The organism is Aquirufa aurantiipilula (genome assembly GCF_019923745.1).
GTDB classification, from domain to species: Bacteria; Bacteroidota; Bacteroidia; order Cytophagales; family Spirosomataceae; genus Aquirufa; species Aquirufa aurantiipilula.
In genome coordinates this window covers 13,843-32,373 of record NZ_JAANOG010000009.1, presented here as the reverse complement: position 1 = coordinate 32,373, position 18,531 = coordinate 13,843, and the positions used below count along the sequence as shown (strand labels likewise).

Sequence of the window (18,531 nt, the reverse complement as noted above, 5' to 3'; positions counted from 1 at the left end):
TGAATAGAGATTTCTTAACGCTGTCAAGGTTTAAAACCTTGACAGCGTTGGTAAAATTGGCCTTAAAATTCCATTTTACCAATCTAATTCTTGGTATTTATTTGTTAAAATAAGCTTATTGATAATGTGAAAAACATATCAGTTTTGTGGTGAATTGAAGAGAAAAAAATGGTTAGTTTTGCCTAACGCTGTCAAGGTTTAAAACCTTGACAGCGTTGTTAATTTAACCTCGCCAAAGCACCTAAACCCTTCCAAATTAAATCTGCTTCTAAGTGTACATCCCAGCCACTTAATTTGGAAATAAAGTATGGAGCATCTCCACCACATAATAAGACTATAACACTTGGATCCTGTTTTCTCAATTCCGTTATATAGCCTTGAACCTCCAAAAGCGTGCCATACATGGTTCCTGCCAATAAATTACTTGAAGTAGATTGTCCAAACAAAGGGAAGTCTCTTTGTGGAGTGATAACAGGTAAATGGGCCGTATAATCATGCATGGACTTTGTTCGCAGCAGGAGTCCAGGACTTATTGCTCCTCCTTTAAAATAACCATTTTCAACCCAATTATAAGTAATGCAGGTTCCTAGACAAATACTCAAATGATTTCTGCCAGAATATAAAATTTGAGCACCCTCGGCTATGGCTAGTCGGTCTACACCTAAACTCGATTTATCATATTCTTGATAATTTACTTCTGTTCTTGAGTTAACACTTAGCTGATGAAATGGGGCAATTTCTTGTAGAGCATGAATTAAATCTGTAGGGACATCAATGACCGAACTAAGAAGGATGGAGTCAATCGGGTAATTTTGGCAAATGGGATAAATACAGGAGAATTTGGCCTCATTCAAAAAGCCGGATATGACTAGTTGATCATTATCTAAAAAGGCATATTTTAACTGAGAATTACCAAAATCCAAGCAAAGTACCATCATTCATTTGATTTGTTAACAAAGTTAAATATTTCTTTTTCGTAAATTTGTGCACTCTCAAAAACCAACATTGTGTATCAAATACAAATATTAAAATCAAAGGTGCATCGCGCCACAGTCACAGAAGCCAACATTGATTACGTAGGAAGTCTAACCATGGATGCAGACTTAATGGATGCGGCCAACATGTTGGAACACGAAAAAATTCAAGTAGTCAATGTCAATAATGGCGAACGAATTGAAACCTATTTAATCAAAGGAGAACGAGGATCAGGTATCATTTGCTTAAACGGTCCTGCCGCAAGAAAAGCCGTAGTTGGGGATATTGTTATTGTCATTTCTTATGCCCTAATGGACTTTGAAGCAGCAAAAACGTTTAAACCAACGGTCGTATTTCCTAATACCTCCAACCTTCTCGTTTAATAAGATTCTTCTTCGTTGGGAAAGTCTTGACTTTTTACATCGGCAACATAGTTTTTAACGGCTTGGGGTATCAATTCCCCTAAGTTCAAATATCGACGTAAAAACCTAGGTTTAAACTCTGTATTGATACCCAGCATATCGTGCATAACCAAAACTTGCCCATCGCAATGATTCCCAGCTCCAATCCCAATAGTAGGGACTTGAAGTCTTTCACTCACTTGTTTGGCTAAATCGGCAGGAATTTTTTCCAATACTACTCCAAAACAACCCGCTGTCTCTAACATCTTTGCTTCCTCTAGTAAGAGATTAGCCTCTTCTTCCTCCTTGGCCCTAACGCCATAAGATCCAAATTGATAGATACTTTGTGGTGTCAAACCCAAATGTCCCATAACGGGAATCCCGGCTTTTACGATTTTTTTAATACTCTCAATGACCTCTTGTCCCCCCTCCAGCTTGATAGCGTGTGCCCCTGTTTCTTTCATTATTCGAATGGCAGAGGATAGCGCAATCTCACTATTGGACTGGTAGGACCCAAAAGGCAAATCCACAATGACCAAGGCTCGTTGGGTTCCTCTAACCACACATTGTGCATGGTAAATCATTTGATCCAAAGTGATAGGAAGAGTTGTTTCGTGTCCTGCCATTACATTACTGGCACTATCACCTACCAACAAAACATCAACACCTGATTGATCCAATAATCTTGCCATGGAAAAATCATAACAGGTCAGCATAGAGATTTTTTCTCCTTGCTTTTTCATGATTTGTAAACTCTGTGTAGTGATTTTTTTAAACTCTTTTAAATAGCTCATGAGGGAATAATTGGTTGTCGATTAGTCGAACCCCGCCTATAAAAGCGGCCACTAATACTACAAATGTTTGAGAGAGATCTGTAATGGGTTCTAAACTTTTTGGGTCCGCAAATGCAATATAATCCACGGATTCAAAGCCAGCATCCAATAATTGTTGAACAAATTCTTGCTCTAATATTTCTGTACTACGAATTGTTTTTTCTTGTAAAGCCTTTTGAATTTTACCAAATCCTTGATAAATGGCTAAGGCTTGAATTCTTTGTTCCGAGCTAAGTCGAACATTTCTACTACTCATGGCCAATCCACTTGTTTCACGAATGGTTTCACATGCGATTAATGTTATATTCGGTTCAAATGTATAATGATCCAATAAATGTCGAATGACGGCCACCTGTTGGTAATCTTTAGCACCCATAAACAATAAATCTGGACGAACTGCTTCGAGTAGGCGATGTACAACCACACAAACTCCTTGAAAATGTCCTGGTCGATGCGCTCCCTCCCAAAGTTCTTCTAATCTACCTAATGGATAATGAGGTAATTGTAGCATTCCTTCTGGGTACATTTCTTCTACAGAAGGAAGAAAGACCGCCTCACAGCCAGCTAATTCTAACTTTTCTAGATCTTCTTTGATTGTTTTGGGATACTTTTCAAAATCCTTTGGATCGTTGAATTGCGTGGGATTTATGAATATGCTACAAACCGTAATGGCACATTGTTCCTTCGACTTTTCTATCAGGGATAAATGCCCTTCATGCAAAGCTCCCATGGTTGGAACAAATCCGATAATTGCGTTTTTCGACCGATTTTCATCGATGAAATTTTGTAGAGTTTGTTTTGTTTCAAATATCTTCATGGCCGAATTTGGCTCTAAAATTACCTTATTTTGAGCAAATTTCGTTACTTGCCGACCTTTTCCAATGCTATGTTACAGGGTAAAAAAATCATTGTAGGAATTAGTGCCAGTATTGCCGCCTATAAAGCCATACTTTTGGTTCGTTTATTGAAAAAAAATGGAGCAGAAGTGCGTGTGGTTATGACCCAATCCGCCAAAGATTTCGTATCACCCTTGGTTCTTTCAACCTTTTCAAATCATCCCGTATGGATAGATTTCCATGAAAACCATGTTTGGAATAATCATGTAGAACTAGGCCTTTGGGCAGACGCTTTTGTCATAGCTCCTGCCACCTGCAATACCCTAAGTAAAATGGCCAATGGCTTATGTGATAACATCGTTATAGCCACCTATCTATCGGCTCGTTGTCCTATCTTTATAGCCCCAGCTATGGATGAAGATATGTTTAAGCATCCATCTACTCAACAGAATCTTAGTAAGTTACAATCCTTTGGCAATCATATTTTATCTGTGAATACAGGCTTTTTGGCCAGTGGCTTACATGGAGAAGGTCGTATGGCGGAACCAGAAGAAATACTTTTGGACTTGGTTGATAAAATTGGGAGAGGGGGAAAATGGCAAGGTAAAAATGTGTTAATTAGCGCCGGTCCAACCCAGGAAGCGATTGATCCAGTTCGTTATATTTCCAATCATTCTTCTGGCAAAATGGGAATTTCAATAGCAGAGGCCTTTTATTTACAAGGAGCAAACGTAACGGTCATAGCTGGACCTATGGCCTTGAAACCTACATTTTCTGGGATTCATTGGATTCCAGTAGTTTCTGCCAAAGAAATGGAAGAGGCTTGTCTTCGAGAATTTCCAGAGTCAGATTGGACCATTATGGCCGCTGCAGTGGCTGACTATCGACCTGCACAAGTTTCTAGTGAAAAAATCAAGAAAAAAGAAAATACCTTAGAAATTGGTTTAGAAAAAACCACGGATATTTTAGCCACTTTGGGTACGCAAAAAAGAAGCCATCAAAAACTGATTGGCTTTGCTTTGGAAACAGAAAATGAAGAAGTTCATGCTCTAGATAAATTGAATAGAAAAAATCTGGATGCCATTGTGTTGAATTCTTTAAAAGACCCAGGAGCGGGTTTTGGTTTGGATACTAATCAAGTTCAAGTCTTTCAGAAATCGGGAGAGCGACATGCTTTTAGTCTGAAATCCAAAGATGTCATAGCACAAGAATTGGTCGACTTATTTCATTCTTGGAAATAAAAAAAGCGTGTCGATTGCTCAACACGCCTTTTTCAAAAATCACGAATTTATTTAATCTATTTTCGCTGTCTCTAATTTTGGAGCCAAGGAATAGATAATCAACCAAGCCAAGACGTAAGCACTTCCACAAAGTAGGAAGATGATATTATAGCCATCGTTGATATTGCCTAAAAGCTTATATTTATCCAATAAAGATCCTACGATCATTGGGAAGAAAATACCTCCTACTGAACCTGCCATACCGCCAATTCCAATGACAGAGCTAACAGCTTTCTTAGGGAACATATCCGTTGCGATAGAATATATATTGGCACTCCATGCTTGGTGAGATGCAGCTGCCAATGAAATCAAAGCTACAGCTTGCCAAATATTATCACAATAGCGTGCCAACATGATGGGCACAACTGCCAAAGCAAAACCCAACATAGTGATTTTTCTAGCACGGAAAGAGGGCCAACCTAGGTTAATTAATTTACCTGATAACCAACCTCCACCAATACTACCTACAGTCGTGGCAGTATATACGATAATCAATTCCAAGCTTGGTTTTTTCAAATCCAATTGGAAGCGCTCAGAGAAATAAGAGGGTAACCAGAAAAGGAAAAACCACCAAATTGGATCGGTCAGCATTTTACCAAAGAAAAAAGCCCAAGTTTGGCGGAAGCCAAATAATTTAGCCCATTTAACGGGTTCTTGGTTCTCATCTTTTTCTTCTTTGTCGGCATGGATGTATTCAAATTCCGCTTGAGATAATTCCTTGTGTTTGGAAGGTACTTCATAATATAACCACCAGAAAATCAACCAAATAAAGCCAATGGCACCTGTAGCAATAAAGGCCATTTCCCAACCATATACTCCTAAGATCCAAGGCACTAAAATGGGTGCAGCTACAGCACCAATATTGGCACCTGAATTAAAAATACCTGTGGCTAAGGCTCTTTCATTTTTTGGAAACCATTCAGCTACAGTCTTAATTGCTGCAGGAAAGTTTCCTGCTTCACCCAAGCCTAATAATCCGCGCATAAATGCGAAACTTAACGTGCCAGTTGCCAAGGCATGTAACATGGCTGCAATACTCCAAACTACGATGGAAATGGAATATCCTAATTTGGTTCCGATTCTATCGATGATCCCACCAAAACCTAACAAACTAATGGCGTAGGCAGCCTGGAAGGTAATGACAATGTTGGAATAATCTGTTTCAGTCCAATTAAATTGATCTTCTAAAACTGGTTTTAATAAACCAATCACTTGCCTGTCTAGGTAGTTGATGGTTGTGGCAAAGAAAAGTAATGCGCAAATTTTCCAACGGTATTTTCCAATTTCCATAAGGTTGAGGTTTTGTTTGGGTTACAGTTCCCGGTAAGTTGTTATTAATTGGGCAATTGTTTGTTCTATCGCTTGATAATCTTTTTTAGCAATTAAATCAGCTGGAAATAATTGTGAACCCATTCCCACTGCGGAAGCACCAGCTTTAAACCAAGTACTTAAACTCTCCTTATTAGGCTCAACTCCACCAGTTACCATAATTTGGGTATTGGGCATAGGGCCTTTTAAGGCTTTCACGAAGGCAGGACCCACCACATTACCAGGGAATATTTTAACAATTTTGGCGCCCCAAATTTCCGCTTGTCGGATTTCAGTCAGGGTCATAGCCCCAGGCATCCAAGGAATATCATACTTTCCACAAACCTCACCAACAGCTTCTGTAATGAAAGGTTGCAACATAAAATCGGCCCCCATTTGAATGAATTCATTGGCTTGTTTGGCATCATAAATTGTTCCAATTCCTAAGACCAAATCAGGACATTCCTTCTCCACATACTCCATTGCTTTCGCAAAAATATAAGGAGCCTCTTTACCACGATTGGTAAATTCAAAAACGCGTATTCCTCCATCATAACACGCTTTTAATACACTAGTAGCGACGGTTAAATCAGCATTGAAAAATAATGGGACGATGGGTGTCTCTTGAATGCGTTGATATACAACTTCGGAAGAATTTCTTGCCATGATTATCGTTTTAAGCGTCCTGTCAGGTCTCCCTTCATGACGGTTTCTATTTCATCTAAGTTGGCTAAATTAATATCCCCCTCGATTGTATGTTTTAATGCGGATGCCGCTACTGCAAAAGATAATGACTGAGCCTCATCTTTCAGAATTAAATTCCCATAGATGTATCCAGCCATAAAAGCATCTCCTCCGCCAATTCTATCTACTATTTGGCTAATTTCTACAGTTTCTGACTTCAGCACTTGTTTGCCATTGAAGGATGTGGCCGACAAGGTGTTTTGAGATGCAGAAATTTGACCCCTTTTGGTATTGATGATTTTTTTAATTTTAGGAAATTTAGCCATGATTTGCTTACAAACAGATTCCCAGCCGCTTTTGGTACTGCCATCTGAAACTATGTTTAGAATATCTTCAGCATCTCCTTTTCCACAAACAATGATATCACATCCTGCAATTAAATCTGGCATGACCTCTTGTACAGATTTGCCATATTGCCATAGGTTTTTTCGGTAATTGACATCAGCAGAAACGGTAATTCCTAAGTCATTAGCCGTTTTAATAGCCTCTTTACAAGCCTGAGCCGCTGATTCAGAAATAGCTGGGCTAATGCCTGTCCAATGAAACCATTGAGCATCTTTTAATATTTCTTTCCAATTGAATTCTTTCGGATCTAAATGAGCAAAAGAAGAATCTGATCGATCATAAACTACTTTGCTGGGGCGCATGGCAGCTCCAAATTCCGTGAAATATAAGCCTAAACGATTTCCACCATATTGGACATACTGCATATCTACCCCTACTTTTCTAAAATAAGCGGTAGCAGCATGACCCATTTCATGATCTGGAAATTTTGTCACATGGGCTGCTGGAATCCCTAAATGAGCCAAAGCGGCAGAAACATTGGCTTCTCCTCCTCCAAAAGTCAAATTGAGTGATTGTGCCTGTACTATTCTCCCATAACCTGGAGGACTTAGTCGCCCCATGATTTCTCCAAACGTAACTACTTTTTTCATGCTTTATTCAAAATTAAAAAATTGGGAAGCATTGGTATACGAGATGTCTTTTACCAATTTCCCTAACCATTCCATATCTGCTGGCAATTCGCCATTTTCCACATCTTGACCAATCAAATTACAAAGGATTCTTCTAAAATACTCATGTCTTGGAAAAGATAAGAAACTGCGGGAATCAGTTAACATACCAACAAAATGACTTAACATTCCCATATTCGACAAGGCATTGATTTGCTTTTCCATGCCGTCTTTTTGATCCAAAAACCACCATCCTGAGCCAAATTGAATCTTTCCAACAATTGTTCCATCTTGAAAATTTCCAGTCATGGTAGCAAACAATTCATTGTCTCTTGGATTCAAGTTATATAGAATCGTCTTTGCTAATTGATTGGTAGTGTCTAGGGTATTTAAAAATTTCGACAATGACTTCGCTTGTTCAAAATCTCCGATAGAATCAAAACCCGTATCCGGCCCTAAACTACTCAATAGTCGATTATTATTATTTCTCAAAGCACCTAAATGGAATTGTTGTGTCCATCCTTTGGCATGATCTAAATGAGCAAAAAATACTAACATGGCTGATTTGAACTGCCATTTTTCTTTTTTGTTGATGGTTTTACCTGAATGTAGTCGAGTGAAAATAAGCTCAATTTCTTCTTCTGTATAATCTTCTGCATAGATATGTTCCAAACCATGGTCACTTAATCGGCAACCTACTGAATGGAAGAAATCATGACGCTCTTGAATGGCATCTTTAAAATCTTGTAGTTGATTGATTTGTTTGCCAGTTACTTCACTTAAAGCATTAACATATTCAATGAAAGTTAATTCATCATCAACTGCCATGGCTTTATCTGGACGGAAAGTAGGTAATACTTTGATCTCAAAACCACTGGCTGCAATTGCTTGGTGATATGCCAAATTGTCGATAGGATCGTCTGTTGTACAAAGTGCTTTGACATTCATTTTTCTCAACAAATTCCGAACTGAGTATTCTTTGCTGCGCAATAATGCAGAGCAATGATCATAAATACGTTTTCCAGATTCTGCATTTAGTACTTCTGTAACGCCAAAATAGCGCTGCAATTCCAAATGAGTCCAATGGTACAAAGGATTACGCATGGTATATGGAACTGTTTCAGCCCATTTCATGAATTTTTCTTCATCACTTGCATCGCCTGTGATGAAACGTTCATTTACCCCATGAGCCCGCATCGCTCTCCATTTATAATGGTCGCCATAGAGCCAAATTTGAGTAATATTATCGAATTGCTTGTCTTCCGCAATTTGTTGTGGTACTAAATGATTATGGTAATCAATGATGGGCATTTGAGCCGCATATTGATGGTATAAAGTCTGAGCGGTGCCCGACTGCAATAAAAAATCTTCGTTTAAAAAAGCCTTCATCGTGTTTTAATTAATGTAGAATGTAGAATGAAGAATGTAAAAAATGAAAGGATATTATTTGTAGATTTCGAGTAGATGCAAATTCAAGTCTGCTTTTTCCCTAATCCCTAATCCCTAATCCCTAATCCCTAATCCCTAATCCCTAATCCCTAATCCCTAATCCCTAATCCCTAATCCCTAATCCCTAATCCCTAATCCCTATTAAAGGTATTTCTTCACCGCATCTTCAAAGCCTGGCAAAGCACTTAAATCATGCCCCCAAAGCTTCTCATCAGCCAATAATGTTGTTAAGTTTAAATCTTTCCAAGCCTCATAAAAATAAGCGGCATAGTCGCATTGAATGGGGTAGAATTCTCCATTACATTCCCCAAAATATTTGCCATCTTCTACTTTCACGGCATGCATGAACTGTAAATAAGCCGCAAAACCCATGGCAAATAGCTCAGGGGCTTTTCCGAAAATCTGGTAATAATTCACCAATAGAGGAATGTTACGCATTCTCATTTTGGTGGTGTACTGAACCGTGATATCAATCAATTTATGGTTGATGAACGGGTTTTTAAAGCGGTCCAAAACCGAACGACCAAAGCGATCGGCAATTTTGAAATCCATTTTATATGGAATGGAGTGGGCTAATTCGGTCAGCATCAGGTTCATCACCAATTTGCTCAAATACGAATTGCTCATAACATCTTTGACTAGACGGAAACCTAATAAATAGGACATACCGCACATGAGGGTATGAGTTCCGTTCAATAAACGGAGTTTCAACTCACGATAAATTTCAATGTCTTCAGCAATCACCACACCTGAATCAACGGATGCAAAACTCAATATTTTCTTAACTTCTGAACTTCCTTGAATGGCCCATAAGCGATAAACTTCTGAAATAATGACCAAGGAGTCTTCATATCCTAATTGTTCACAAATGGCGGCTTTAGTTGCAGGATCTGGTGCACCAGGTACGATACGGTCTACCAAGGAATTGCAAAAATGATTGGCAGTATGAAGCCATTGAATGAAGTCGGCCGGTAACTGATGATCATGGGCTAATTTTAATACAATATCCTTCAATACATCTCCATTGTTGATGATCAATTCCGTGGGGATGATGACCATCCCTGATTCTTTACTTCCACTGAAATGTTGCCAACGGGCATGTAGAAATGCTACTAATTTAGCGGGGAAAGAGGCTGGGCATCCACCACTGATGGCATCATTGGCGACATATTGTATGCCAACTTCCGTGGTATTGGAGATGATGATTTGCATATCTGGACTGCTTGCGCAGGCCAAAATGGAATCCCATTCTTTGGAGGCAGTTAATGTTCTGGAAATGGATGAATTAATTAAATATTCCTCCACTTCTTTCCCTTCATCGATGCCGTTGATACAATGTGTGTATAAACCATCTTGTGCTTCGAAGGCATCTGCACCACCCTTGGCAGTAGATTTAACTAAAACGACACGTCCTTTGAAGACACCTTTGCGATTGGCTTTATCCACAAAGTAGTCACAGAGACCTCTCAACAGGACACCTGTTCCAAATTGCAGGATTTTCTCCGGATAAGTAAATACTTCTGGAGAGGGATATTGTAAGTCAAGCTTGGTGTTAATTGCACCTTCGCTAATTATTTTTTGATTGAGAATGGGCATGGCCATTAATATAAAAATGGTTAATATACCTTTCTAAAGTAGAAAAGTAAGGGTATTTACCCTATGAATTCGTAAAAATTTAGGCCTATTTTAATCAAATGAAAATGCAAACGTTTACGCTTCGCCTATGGGGCCATTATAGTTCATAGGAAATTGAAAACCAGGGTTATCTAAGTCCTTGGCAATGGGTCCAAAGGCCTCTTCATAGCGTTGAATATTTTCCTGAAGCGCCATCAATAAACGTTGAGCATGATCGGGCGTCATGACGATTCGCGATTTCACCTTTCCTTTTGGAATTCCAGGTAAAATTCGAATAAAGTCCATAACAAATTCAGAGGGAGAGTGAGCGATGAGGGCAAGATTCACATAAGCGCCTTCTGCAATCTCTTCAGGCAATTCAATGTTTAACTGGTTTTCTTCGGGATTTGGATTTTTCATAGTATAAAAATAGCAAGCTTAAATTTAAAGAAATATTAGGAATATTGCGTGTATAAGCGTCTTTTTCAGGGGACTAATTTGGGGAATTATCAATTGATAGTGGCGCAGTAAAGAAGGAGTATTGGGCTAATTCGATGGAATTCAAACTTGATATTTTAGAGGTAATATTTATTTCTTGCGTTTTCGCAAGAAACATTATTTTTGGAATAGCCATCTTTGCTGAGGCTTTTTTCTCCATGATTTGGTACAATAAGCCCGTTATCCTGTCACCTAACCAGTAATAATTATGAAAGAATTTGCAGGCCGTTTGCTATTTATAGCATTCGTATGTTTGGCGTTTTTGATTGCCATTAATTTCAAAGAGATAAAAAATGGATATCTCAAAGGTTATTATCAAGCGTCTTCCAAGAAAATATAATGAGCAAGCTAAATTCTTGGAGCTTGGATTTGATCGTGATCAACCTAGCCATATTTCTGTTTTTTTCTACGAGTACTTCGCCTGTCAAGAAATTGGTCGTCCCCAGTCCAATTCCCATATTGAAAATCAATAAACGATATCAAGGTGTGGATATATTTAATCCGATATTACACCAGTCTGGATATATGATTATCGATAATAAATCGAACAAGGCAAAGGTGTATGAGCGAAAGCGATTGAATGGACAAAGTTTTTATCCTTCTGAATAGTCAAATCAAAATATCTACATGTAGGACCATGAATAATTTACTATCCTTTCGTTGGACGTCTTGGTACGCCAATATATTCCTCGTGTTGGCTTCACTCATCATACCGACGGTGGATTTTATCAAAACCTTGGATTGGATTCCCTTTACCTATTTTGTAGTAGATACTCGTTATGTTTTGGTAGGCTTGATTATCCTAAGCCTCTATTTGTTGGGAAGCATGTTCATAGATCAAAGTCGATATCCACTCCTTTTTCAAGAATCTCGAATAGCCACTTTGGCTTTCATTCTATATGGAATTTATCTATGGTTTGAGCGGCCGTTTGGGTTAGTGGGCTTATTAAATTGGTAGGGAAGTTAATTTTTCGAATCATATGAAAAAAAAGCCAAATTATTATTTACTAGCTATTTGCGGAATTATTGGTATGATAATTTATAAATGCCTTAACTCATTACTTAAATAGAAATTTTGCCCGACTGGGTGGATTTTTTAATTCGAAAGATAGAAATCTTACTTGTTTGGATTAATAAGTAAGGGCTATTAATGCAATTATCCGAAATACACTAAAGCCTATGAATGGCAGATACTATAGGATATTGAACATTTTGAAACGCTCGTTAGAAGTAGCCTATATTCGAGTATCATCTGGCTTCTAGATTTAAGGCTTAATTATATTGTCAAGTAAATTTATTTTGAATGATGAAGCTGAAATTTAGCATCTGGTTCTTTCTAGGAGGATTAATAGCCTATATTTTGATGACTTACTCTCCCATGTTTTTCAGGTTTATTGTTGCTTACTTCCATGGATGATTGTTCGGATCATTATAATATAGGAGCTTGAAGCATGTCATCTTTTATAAGTGATTATTTAGATGTATTTCCATAAGAGAGAATGGATGATGGGGTAAATTGCCCCAATCCTTAACTGATCTCCTACTAAAATACCACCAAATTACTACCTAGGTGGGATTTTTTAAGGCCTTTGTATTAACTAGTTTTGACATGTCATTGCAATGGACAAAGGCGCTAACCGAAAAGCCTGAAAGAGAGTAGGTGTTTAATCCTTTTAATTTTAAATCAATGAAAAATAAGACAATCATTATTGGAATAATTACATGTATTTCTGCAGTAGTTGGTATAAAGGAAACTAGTAGCGAATTAAACGCAAATTTAGGTTCTTGGGCCGCTTCTCATGTTACTTCAAATAACCATGTAATCAACGGAGCAGCTGGAGTAGGTGGTTATGTTGGGGCAATGGCTGGAGCCTATGCTGGAGCATGGTTAGGAGCACAAATTGGTTGCGTTGGAGGTCCTGCCGGTGCAGTTATTGGTGGAATTGTGGGAGCTGGCGCGGGTGCCCTTTAAAATTTACACCTATGAAGAGAACCTACCATCTCTTCATAGGTTAAACTCAAACCCCACCAAATCATGTATATAACTACTAGCAATCTATTGTTGGCATTATTTTTAAGTGGAATATTTATACTTATTAAGTATTTGGTATTTATTTTTATTAGTGTATTATCAGGAAATGGATTTCTATTCATTAAAAAGATTGATTGGAAATCAGATATTTTTAGTTTCTCAATTTTAACAATATTTCTATATATTGTTTTAGAACTGTATTTAAGATTTGGGTATATCAGCGAGCTATTTTCTGGGGTGATTTTTTCAGTGGTATTTGCCACTGTGCCTATTACTTACAATTATGTAGTTCATCCAGTTTATTATTTATTAAATCAAAGAGATTTTCATGTAGGTAATGAATATCAAAATTGGATTGATAATGTTCTTTCTAAGAAAATTAATGTCAGGATAATTAATAAAGATATATTAAATGCTTATGCGACTGGCTTGGTTCCTTTTCTTAAAATAATTTTAGTCGGGAAACCAATGGTAAGAGAATTATCTGAAGATGAGATGAAATGTTTGCTTTTACACGAAGTGGGGCATTCTGAATTAAATCATCTTCGCAAATTATTTTTAGCTAATTTAATTTATGTCACGATTTATGTTTTATCAACTTTTATTGTGTTCCCTTATTTAAGATTATTTGAGTATAAGCACTTATTTATTGGGATTTATGCTGGTATTATTTTAGGGGGGGGATCATTATTATTCTTGGGAATAATACAGAGAAAATTGGAAAAGGATGCAGATTTATACGCTGCAAAAATTATGGGTAGTGATAAATATCAGGCATTCCTAATCAAACTAAATTTAATCACTCAAGGAGGGTTAGAGAAATGGGCTATTAATTATCCAAATTTAACAGAACGATTAGAAAATGTGGGGAAGATATAATTTTAGAAGAAGCATATTATGTATTCTACTTGGAGTGGTAGGCTTTTACTTAGGATTAATATCAAACAATGATAAGCCATTATTGCTTAAAATATTTACAAATATTAGCCCAATTGATTATATAGCAACCTTTAAAAAAATATTTTTCAACAACTTTATTGTAGGATTTTTTACTTCAATAATTGGATTTTTTACTGGTGGTCTAATGACTATCCTTGTTTTTATTTGGAATGGATTTACACTTGGGTTGTTATATAAAACGTTACAAAATACAAACATTAATGCTACAAATATTTTCATAAATCAAGTTTTACCACATGCTCCAACTGAAATATTTGCCTATTGCTTATTTGGATGTATAGGGTTGAAAGGTTATTTTTTCTTTAAAGGAATTTTATTTGAGTCAAGACTTTATTTGATGCATCTTCCAAGGATTGAAGAGTTTATTTTACCAACTTTTTTATTGTTTGTTTCTGCATTAATTGAAACGTTTATTTCATCATGAAAGAGTTAGTGTTTTCAAAAACATTAAAAATATTGTTTTATTATATTATCATCATTTGGGTTAATGGAATAGTAAGGAGTGAAATGATTATTTCTGTCCTTAATGACTCTATAATATTAATTACGAGAATTAGTAGCTTACTTACGTTAAGTATCTCTTGCTTAGTTTCATTTGTAGTTATTTGTATAATATTTGTAATTCCTTGGTATCTAGTTCGATGGCAAAATATAGATATTTCAAACGAAATTTATTTAGCATCGACCAATTTTGCTATTTATGTACTTATCACTAATGAGATAATTAAGTTGTTTTTTTTAATATTAGTATTTAGTGATGAAATAAAATCTTTAGCACCTGATTTTAAAATTGAACAACTAAATGATGGTTATTATGCTGAGATATGTAAATATCTTGATTTAATATTTACAGTATTGGCTATTTTTATATTTGGAATAGAATTGAAATTTGGTGGGGTAAATTCAATTTTTGATATTGCAATCACCTCTTTATTTCTTTTGTTTTCAGTGTCAATTGTTTATGTTTTATTTGCAATTTGACGAATGAAAAAGGCATTATTTATAGTTCCTCCATTACTAGGCCATTTGCGAGCTGCCCATAGTGTAAGCGAAATATTAGGTAAAAATGGTTTTAAAGTTATTTATTTCGGTCCAGAAAATATAAAAGCCTATGTCACAAGTTTGGGTTTTGATTTTTTTATATCTTCCACTATTCCATTCGGACTAAATTTAGATGTTGATATTGCAAAAAGTCAAGGCTTAACCATTCCTTATCTTACTAGATTAAAAAATAAACTCAAAGATGATGTTTATGAAAAAAGAAAGAATGAACTTATTCAAGCCTTAGCCTTAATTAAACCTGATTTAGTTTTTATAGACGCTTATTTAAGTACTGATTTTATACCTTCTTACAAGTATCTATTTGAAAATAGTATCAAAGTGTGTTTTCTTCAAACAATGTTATCATGCTATCAATATGAAGGAATTCCATACATTGACAGTTCTCTTAAATTAACAGATAGGACAAAAATTTACCTTGAAGAATTAGAAAGAAAATTTAGAAGAATCAAAAATAATTTTATTTCTAAGATTATTTATTTAGGATATGATGATAATTCACAAATTAAATACCGAATTAAAAGTGAAGGTTTCTGCACAAATCATTATCCTTTATATGATAATTATCTTTTTCTCAGTTTTAGAAATATCCCAGAGCTCATAACAGCACCATTTGAATTGGAGCTTAGTAAAAGAAAAAAGGAATTTCAATATTATCTTGGACTAGTTACTCCTTCAAATCAACAATTATTAACCGATTATCCAGATTTAAACTCTATAATTTGCAAAGCAAAAAACGCAGGGAAAATAATAATTTATATATCATTTGGGTCAGTTTATGTTAATAGACTAAATTGTATAGTAACATTTATTATTAAAATAAACTCTATTCTATCTCAAGAGCCTGGAATGGTAGGAATATTTTCTCTCGGGGGTCAAGATATTAATTTATCAGGAATTGATTTGAAATATTTGCATATCTTCAAGTTTATTCCACAATTAGCCCTTTTGCATGAATGTGATATTTTTATTACTCATGGTGGTCTTAACTCAATAAAAGAAAGTATTTCTACAACAACTCCAATGATAGCTTACCCTCTTGAAATAGACCAATTTGGAAATGCACAAAAGATTGAGTTTAAAAATATTGGACTATTGGGAGACATTAATAAAGATTCTAAAAATGATATTTGGTTAAAAATAAAATTACTTCTTACTGATAAATCTTTCAAAGAGTCAATTAAATTGTTTAAGGAGATATGCATAAATCAATACGATGAAGAAAAAATAATTTTAGATTTATTGGGCAGATATTAAGTCCTTTCTTTTTTGGATGAACAATTTATTTAGATAATCACAACTAATTTTTTGTAGTAGAATGTTTTTAATCTTTTAAAGATTTTGATGCTGTTTTTCCAGTGAATAAAATGACAGCCATTGTAGGTGAAAGTGGGAGTGGTAAGACAACTATTTTTGCAATTTTGCAAAATCTTTATGCAATAAGTACCGGTAAGATTTTTATTGGAGGGTTTTCCTTGGATTCAATTCATTAACAAAGTTTAAGGCATTTGATCGGAGTTGTTCCTCAACAAATTAGCCTATTTTCTGGCAATATTATTGATAATATTGCCTTGGGGCAATCTTTCCCCGATATAAAAAGAGTAGTTCAACTTTGTCAAGAATTAGGTATTTCTGAGTTCGTTGAAAAATTACCCAATGGGTATCAAACACAATTAGGGGAAAACAGGGCAATGCTATCTGGGGGACAAAAACAGCGTATAGCCATTGCACGGGCTTTATACAAAGAGCCAGAAATTTTGTTATTGGACGAAGCAACTTCATCTTTGGATTCTCAAGCTGAAGGATTAATTCAAGATGTACTTACTAAGTATTTAGCACAAAATAAAACCATCATTACTATTGCACATCGACTTTCTACCATTGTTTCAGCTGACCAGATTTTGGTGATGAAAAATGGACAAATTGTTGAACAAGGGAACTACCAATTTCTTATGAACAACAAACAATACTTCTATGAAATGTCCATGAAACAAAATTTGTTGATGAAATAACGGTAGGTCTACTTTACATTATTTGTTGACTAAATACCTTATAAATTCTGACTTCCCTTTTAAGCCCAATTTTTTCATGATATTCCTTCGATGGCACTTAACGGTTGATTCTTGAATATTCAATTGTTGGGCAATTTCTTTATTACTGCAGCCTTGTTGAGCTAATTGCAATACGCGAAATTCACGTATGGTTAATTGAATGTTGGACATGTTATTAGTGGTTTATTTATTCTAATATAATCAATCATTTATAATAAAAAAATCCCCTCCAGTTTCCTGAAGGGGATCTTAATTCAAGATAGTTGAAGACGAGTTTTCAACCGAAACCTTCGCCGCAACTTCTGCTTCGCTAGCTGCCACTTTTGCTTCTAATTGCTTTAACTCGTCTACTGGAGTAACAATGAAGTCCTTGTATCTGCGAACCCCAATTCAAAGGAGATTATGAGCTCTGCAAATTCTAAACTTGAATATTTAAGCATGTAATTGATTATGAGCTACAAGAGCGCCAATACAAACCCCTGCTAAAAATGTCCAGATAGCATATTTTTCAAAAAATAATTTCAAATAGTCCATTTTAAGTTATTTAATGAGTTAACCAATCTACGGCTTTGTAAACTGCATATCCAACGAGTGCTCCAACTAGTAGAACCCTCACTACGGCACCAGCAACTAATATTAAAGGAGCAGCACCTCCTTCCGTTTTTTCTAATTCAACATTGTCCAATTCTAAGACATCATATTGGTTTAAGTTATTTAAATTAGTCATATTATTTATTTTTAATGGTGATGTGATGCCGCTACTGCAGCTCCTATACCTACTCCTGTTAAAAATACGGCTGCAGTTTGGGTTGCAGTTAAAACAGTATAACCTAAGATAATTATTGGAATAAACCCTCCATCTGATTCCAACATTTCATTAGTGTCCAATTCAATTAAATTTATTTTTTTTAATTCTAAACAATTCATTTTTTTATAATTTAAAAATTTCCCCTACTCGTTTAAGGTTTTTCAGGATTCTCCTAGATTGGCCAATCTTCAAGTAAATTTATTAGTTGGGTGTAAGTTGGGCAATACCACCTAAGTAGTATTTTGGTAGTATTTTAGTGGGATCTTGGGCATAATTTTTATAGGAAATTACCTTTTAAAATAATTATTGCACATCGACTTTCTACCATTGTTTCAGCGGACCAAATTTTGGTGATGAAAAATGGACAAATTGTTGAACAAGGGAACTACCATTTTCTAATGAATAACAAACAATACTTCTATGAGATGTCCATGAAACAAAATTTGTTAATGAAATAACGGTAGGTCTACTTTATATCATTTGTTGAGTAAATACCGTATAAACTCAGTTTTCCCTTTTAAGCCCAATTTTTTCATAATATTTTTTCGATGGCTTTTAACCGTTGATTCTTGAATATTCAATTGTTTGGCAATTCCCTTATTACTGCAGCCTTGTTGAGCTAATTGCACCACGCGAAATTCACGCAAGGTTAATTGAATTGTGGACATGTTTTTAGTGGTTTATTTACTCTAATATAAGCAATCATTTATAATAAAAAAAGCCCCCTCAG

General features: G+C 35.6%; 23 protein-coding genes and 1 pseudogene. 11 read left to right on the top strand and 13 right to left on the bottom strand.

Annotation, left to right across the window (positions count from 1 at the left end; translation table 11 throughout):
• Window positions 1-218 precede the first annotated feature (218 nt).
• Window positions 219-938, bottom strand: coding sequence for a type III pantothenate kinase (locus G9H60_RS10550; protein WP_223144026.1), 720 nt, complete (start codon window positions 936-938; stop codon window positions 219-221).
• Window positions 939-1,007: 69 nt separating this feature from the next.
• On the opposite strand from G9H60_RS10550, the gene panD reads away from it, so the two are divergent.
• The gene (panD, locus tag G9H60_RS10545; protein WP_223144025.1) at window positions 1,008-1,358 is read left to right on the top strand and encodes an aspartate 1-decarboxylase; all 351 of its coding nucleotides are present in this window, start codon (window positions 1,008-1,010) and stop codon (window positions 1,356-1,358) included.
• On the opposite strand, the gene panB is transcribed toward panD, so the two are convergent.
• Both panB and panC read right to left on the bottom strand, forming a co-directional pair.
• Window positions 1,355-2,170, bottom strand: coding sequence for a 3-methyl-2-oxobutanoate hydroxymethyltransferase (gene panB, locus G9H60_RS10540; protein ID WP_223144024.1), 816 nt, complete (start codon window positions 2,168-2,170; stop codon window positions 1,355-1,357). The genes panD and panB overlap by 4 nt on opposite strands.
• Entirely contained in the window at window positions 2,148-3,026 is an 879-nt protein-coding gene (gene panC / locus G9H60_RS10535) for a pantoate--beta-alanine ligase (RefSeq protein ID WP_223144023.1), read from the bottom strand. Before panC ends, panB begins: the two co-directional genes overlap by 23 nt.
• A 30-nt stretch (window positions 3,027-3,056) precedes the next feature.
• Between panC and coaBC the strand changes: the two genes are divergently transcribed.
• Window positions 3,057-4,286 (top strand): bifunctional phosphopantothenoylcysteine decarboxylase/phosphopantothenate--cysteine ligase CoaBC, encoded by a 1,230-nt coding sequence (coaBC, locus tag G9H60_RS10530; protein WP_317197231.1) that lies wholly within the window; start codon window positions 3,057-3,059, stop codon window positions 4,284-4,286.
• Window positions 4,287-4,337: 51 nt separating this feature from the next.
• Here coaBC and G9H60_RS10525 read toward each other — a convergent pair whose 3' ends face one another.
• The 6 genes from G9H60_RS10525 to G9H60_RS10500 form a co-directional block, all read right to left on the bottom strand.
• Window positions 4,338-5,615 carry an MFS transporter gene (locus G9H60_RS10525; RefSeq protein WP_223144022.1) on the bottom strand — a complete coding sequence of 426 codons (1,278 nt, stop codon included), beginning with the start codon at window positions 5,613-5,615 and terminating at the stop codon, window positions 4,338-4,340.
• Window positions 5,616-5,636: 21 nt separating this feature from the next.
• A complete protein-coding gene (locus G9H60_RS10520) occupies window positions 5,637-6,299 on the bottom strand; it encodes a bifunctional 4-hydroxy-2-oxoglutarate aldolase/2-dehydro-3-deoxy-phosphogluconate aldolase (protein ID WP_223144021.1) in 663 nt (220 codons plus the stop codon).
• Between the two features lie 2 nt (window positions 6,300-6,301).
• The gene (locus G9H60_RS10515) at window positions 6,302-7,312 is read right to left on the bottom strand and encodes a sugar kinase (protein WP_223144020.1); all 1,011 of its coding nucleotides are present in this window, start codon (window positions 7,310-7,312) and stop codon (window positions 6,302-6,304) included.
• Window positions 7,313-7,315: 3 nt separating this feature from the next.
• A complete protein-coding gene (uxaC, locus tag G9H60_RS10510) occupies window positions 7,316-8,719 on the bottom strand; it encodes a glucuronate isomerase (RefSeq protein ID WP_223144019.1) in 1,404 nt (467 codons plus the stop codon).
• A gap of 201 nt (window positions 8,720-8,920) precedes the next feature.
• Complete coding sequence (locus tag G9H60_RS10505; RefSeq protein WP_223144018.1) at window positions 8,921-10,381, bottom strand: tagaturonate reductase; 1,461 nt, start codon at window positions 10,379-10,381, stop codon at window positions 8,921-8,923.
• A gap of 108 nt (window positions 10,382-10,489) precedes the next feature.
• Window positions 10,490-10,813: a DUF3467 domain-containing protein gene (locus G9H60_RS10500; RefSeq protein WP_130924388.1), complete on the bottom strand. Its 324-nt coding sequence runs from the start codon at window positions 10,811-10,813 to the stop codon at window positions 10,490-10,492.
• Between the two features lie 286 nt (window positions 10,814-11,099).
• Between G9H60_RS10500 and G9H60_RS13455 the strand changes: the two genes are divergently transcribed.
• The 9 genes and pseudogenes from G9H60_RS13455 to G9H60_RS10455 all read left to right on the top strand — a co-directional run.
• Window positions 11,100-11,231 (top strand): hypothetical protein, encoded by a 132-nt coding sequence (locus G9H60_RS13455; RefSeq protein ID WP_262495130.1) that lies wholly within the window; start codon window positions 11,100-11,102, stop codon window positions 11,229-11,231.
• Window positions 11,231-11,500, top strand: coding sequence for a hypothetical protein (locus G9H60_RS10495; protein WP_223144017.1), 270 nt, complete (start codon window positions 11,231-11,233; stop codon window positions 11,498-11,500). Before G9H60_RS13455 ends, G9H60_RS10495 begins: the two co-directional genes overlap by 1 nt.
• A gap of 28 nt (window positions 11,501-11,528) precedes the next feature.
• Window positions 11,529-11,849, top strand: coding sequence for a hypothetical protein (locus tag G9H60_RS10490; protein ID WP_223144016.1), 321 nt, complete (start codon window positions 11,529-11,531; stop codon window positions 11,847-11,849).
• Window positions 11,850-12,578: 729 nt separating this feature from the next.
• Complete coding sequence (locus G9H60_RS10485) at window positions 12,579-12,863, top strand: hypothetical protein (protein WP_223144015.1); 285 nt, start codon at window positions 12,579-12,581, stop codon at window positions 12,861-12,863.
• Between the two features lie 63 nt (window positions 12,864-12,926).
• Window positions 12,927-13,802, top strand: a complete 876-nt coding sequence (locus tag G9H60_RS10480; protein WP_223144014.1) for a M48 family metallopeptidase — start codon at window positions 12,927-12,929, stop codon at window positions 13,800-13,802.
• Window positions 13,786-14,307, top strand: coding sequence for a stage II sporulation protein M (locus G9H60_RS10475; RefSeq protein ID WP_223144013.1), 522 nt, complete (start codon window positions 13,786-13,788; stop codon window positions 14,305-14,307). The genes G9H60_RS10480 and G9H60_RS10475 overlap by 17 nt, the downstream gene beginning before the upstream one ends.
• Window positions 14,304-14,864: a hypothetical protein gene (locus G9H60_RS10470; RefSeq protein WP_223144012.1), complete on the top strand. Its 561-nt coding sequence runs from the start codon at window positions 14,304-14,306 to the stop codon at window positions 14,862-14,864. The genes G9H60_RS10475 and G9H60_RS10470 overlap by 4 nt, the downstream gene beginning before the upstream one ends.
• Window positions 14,865-14,867: 3 nt before the next feature.
• Window positions 14,868-16,199, top strand: a complete 1,332-nt coding sequence (locus G9H60_RS10465; RefSeq protein ID WP_223144011.1) for a glycosyltransferase — start codon at window positions 14,868-14,870, stop codon at window positions 16,197-16,199.
• Between the two features lie 95 nt (window positions 16,200-16,294).
• Window positions 16,295-16,954 (top strand): annotated as a pseudogene (locus tag G9H60_RS10455) (ATP-binding cassette domain-containing protein); the annotation flags it as partial.
• Window positions 16,955-16,972: 18 nt separating this feature from the next.
• Here G9H60_RS10455 and G9H60_RS10450 read toward each other — a convergent pair.
• The 4 genes from G9H60_RS10450 to G9H60_RS10435 form a co-directional block, all read right to left on the bottom strand.
• Window positions 16,973-17,164 carry a response regulator transcription factor gene (locus tag G9H60_RS10450; RefSeq protein WP_223144008.1) on the bottom strand — a complete coding sequence of 64 codons (192 nt, stop codon included), beginning with the start codon at window positions 17,162-17,164 and terminating at the stop codon, window positions 16,973-16,975.
• Window positions 17,165-17,537: 373 nt separating this feature from the next.
• Window positions 17,538-17,720 (bottom strand): class IIb bacteriocin, lactobin A/cerein 7B family, encoded by a 183-nt coding sequence (locus G9H60_RS10445; protein ID WP_223144007.1) that lies wholly within the window; start codon window positions 17,718-17,720, stop codon window positions 17,538-17,540.
• Window positions 17,721-17,731: 11 nt separating this feature from the next.
• Window positions 17,732-17,920, bottom strand: coding sequence for a hypothetical protein (locus tag G9H60_RS10440; RefSeq protein ID WP_223144006.1), 189 nt, complete (start codon window positions 17,918-17,920; stop codon window positions 17,732-17,734).
• Window positions 17,921-18,277: 357 nt separating this feature from the next.
• Complete coding sequence (locus G9H60_RS10435) at window positions 18,278-18,469, bottom strand: response regulator transcription factor (RefSeq protein ID WP_223144005.1); 192 nt, start codon at window positions 18,467-18,469, stop codon at window positions 18,278-18,280.
• Window positions 18,470-18,531: the final 62 nt, after the last annotated feature.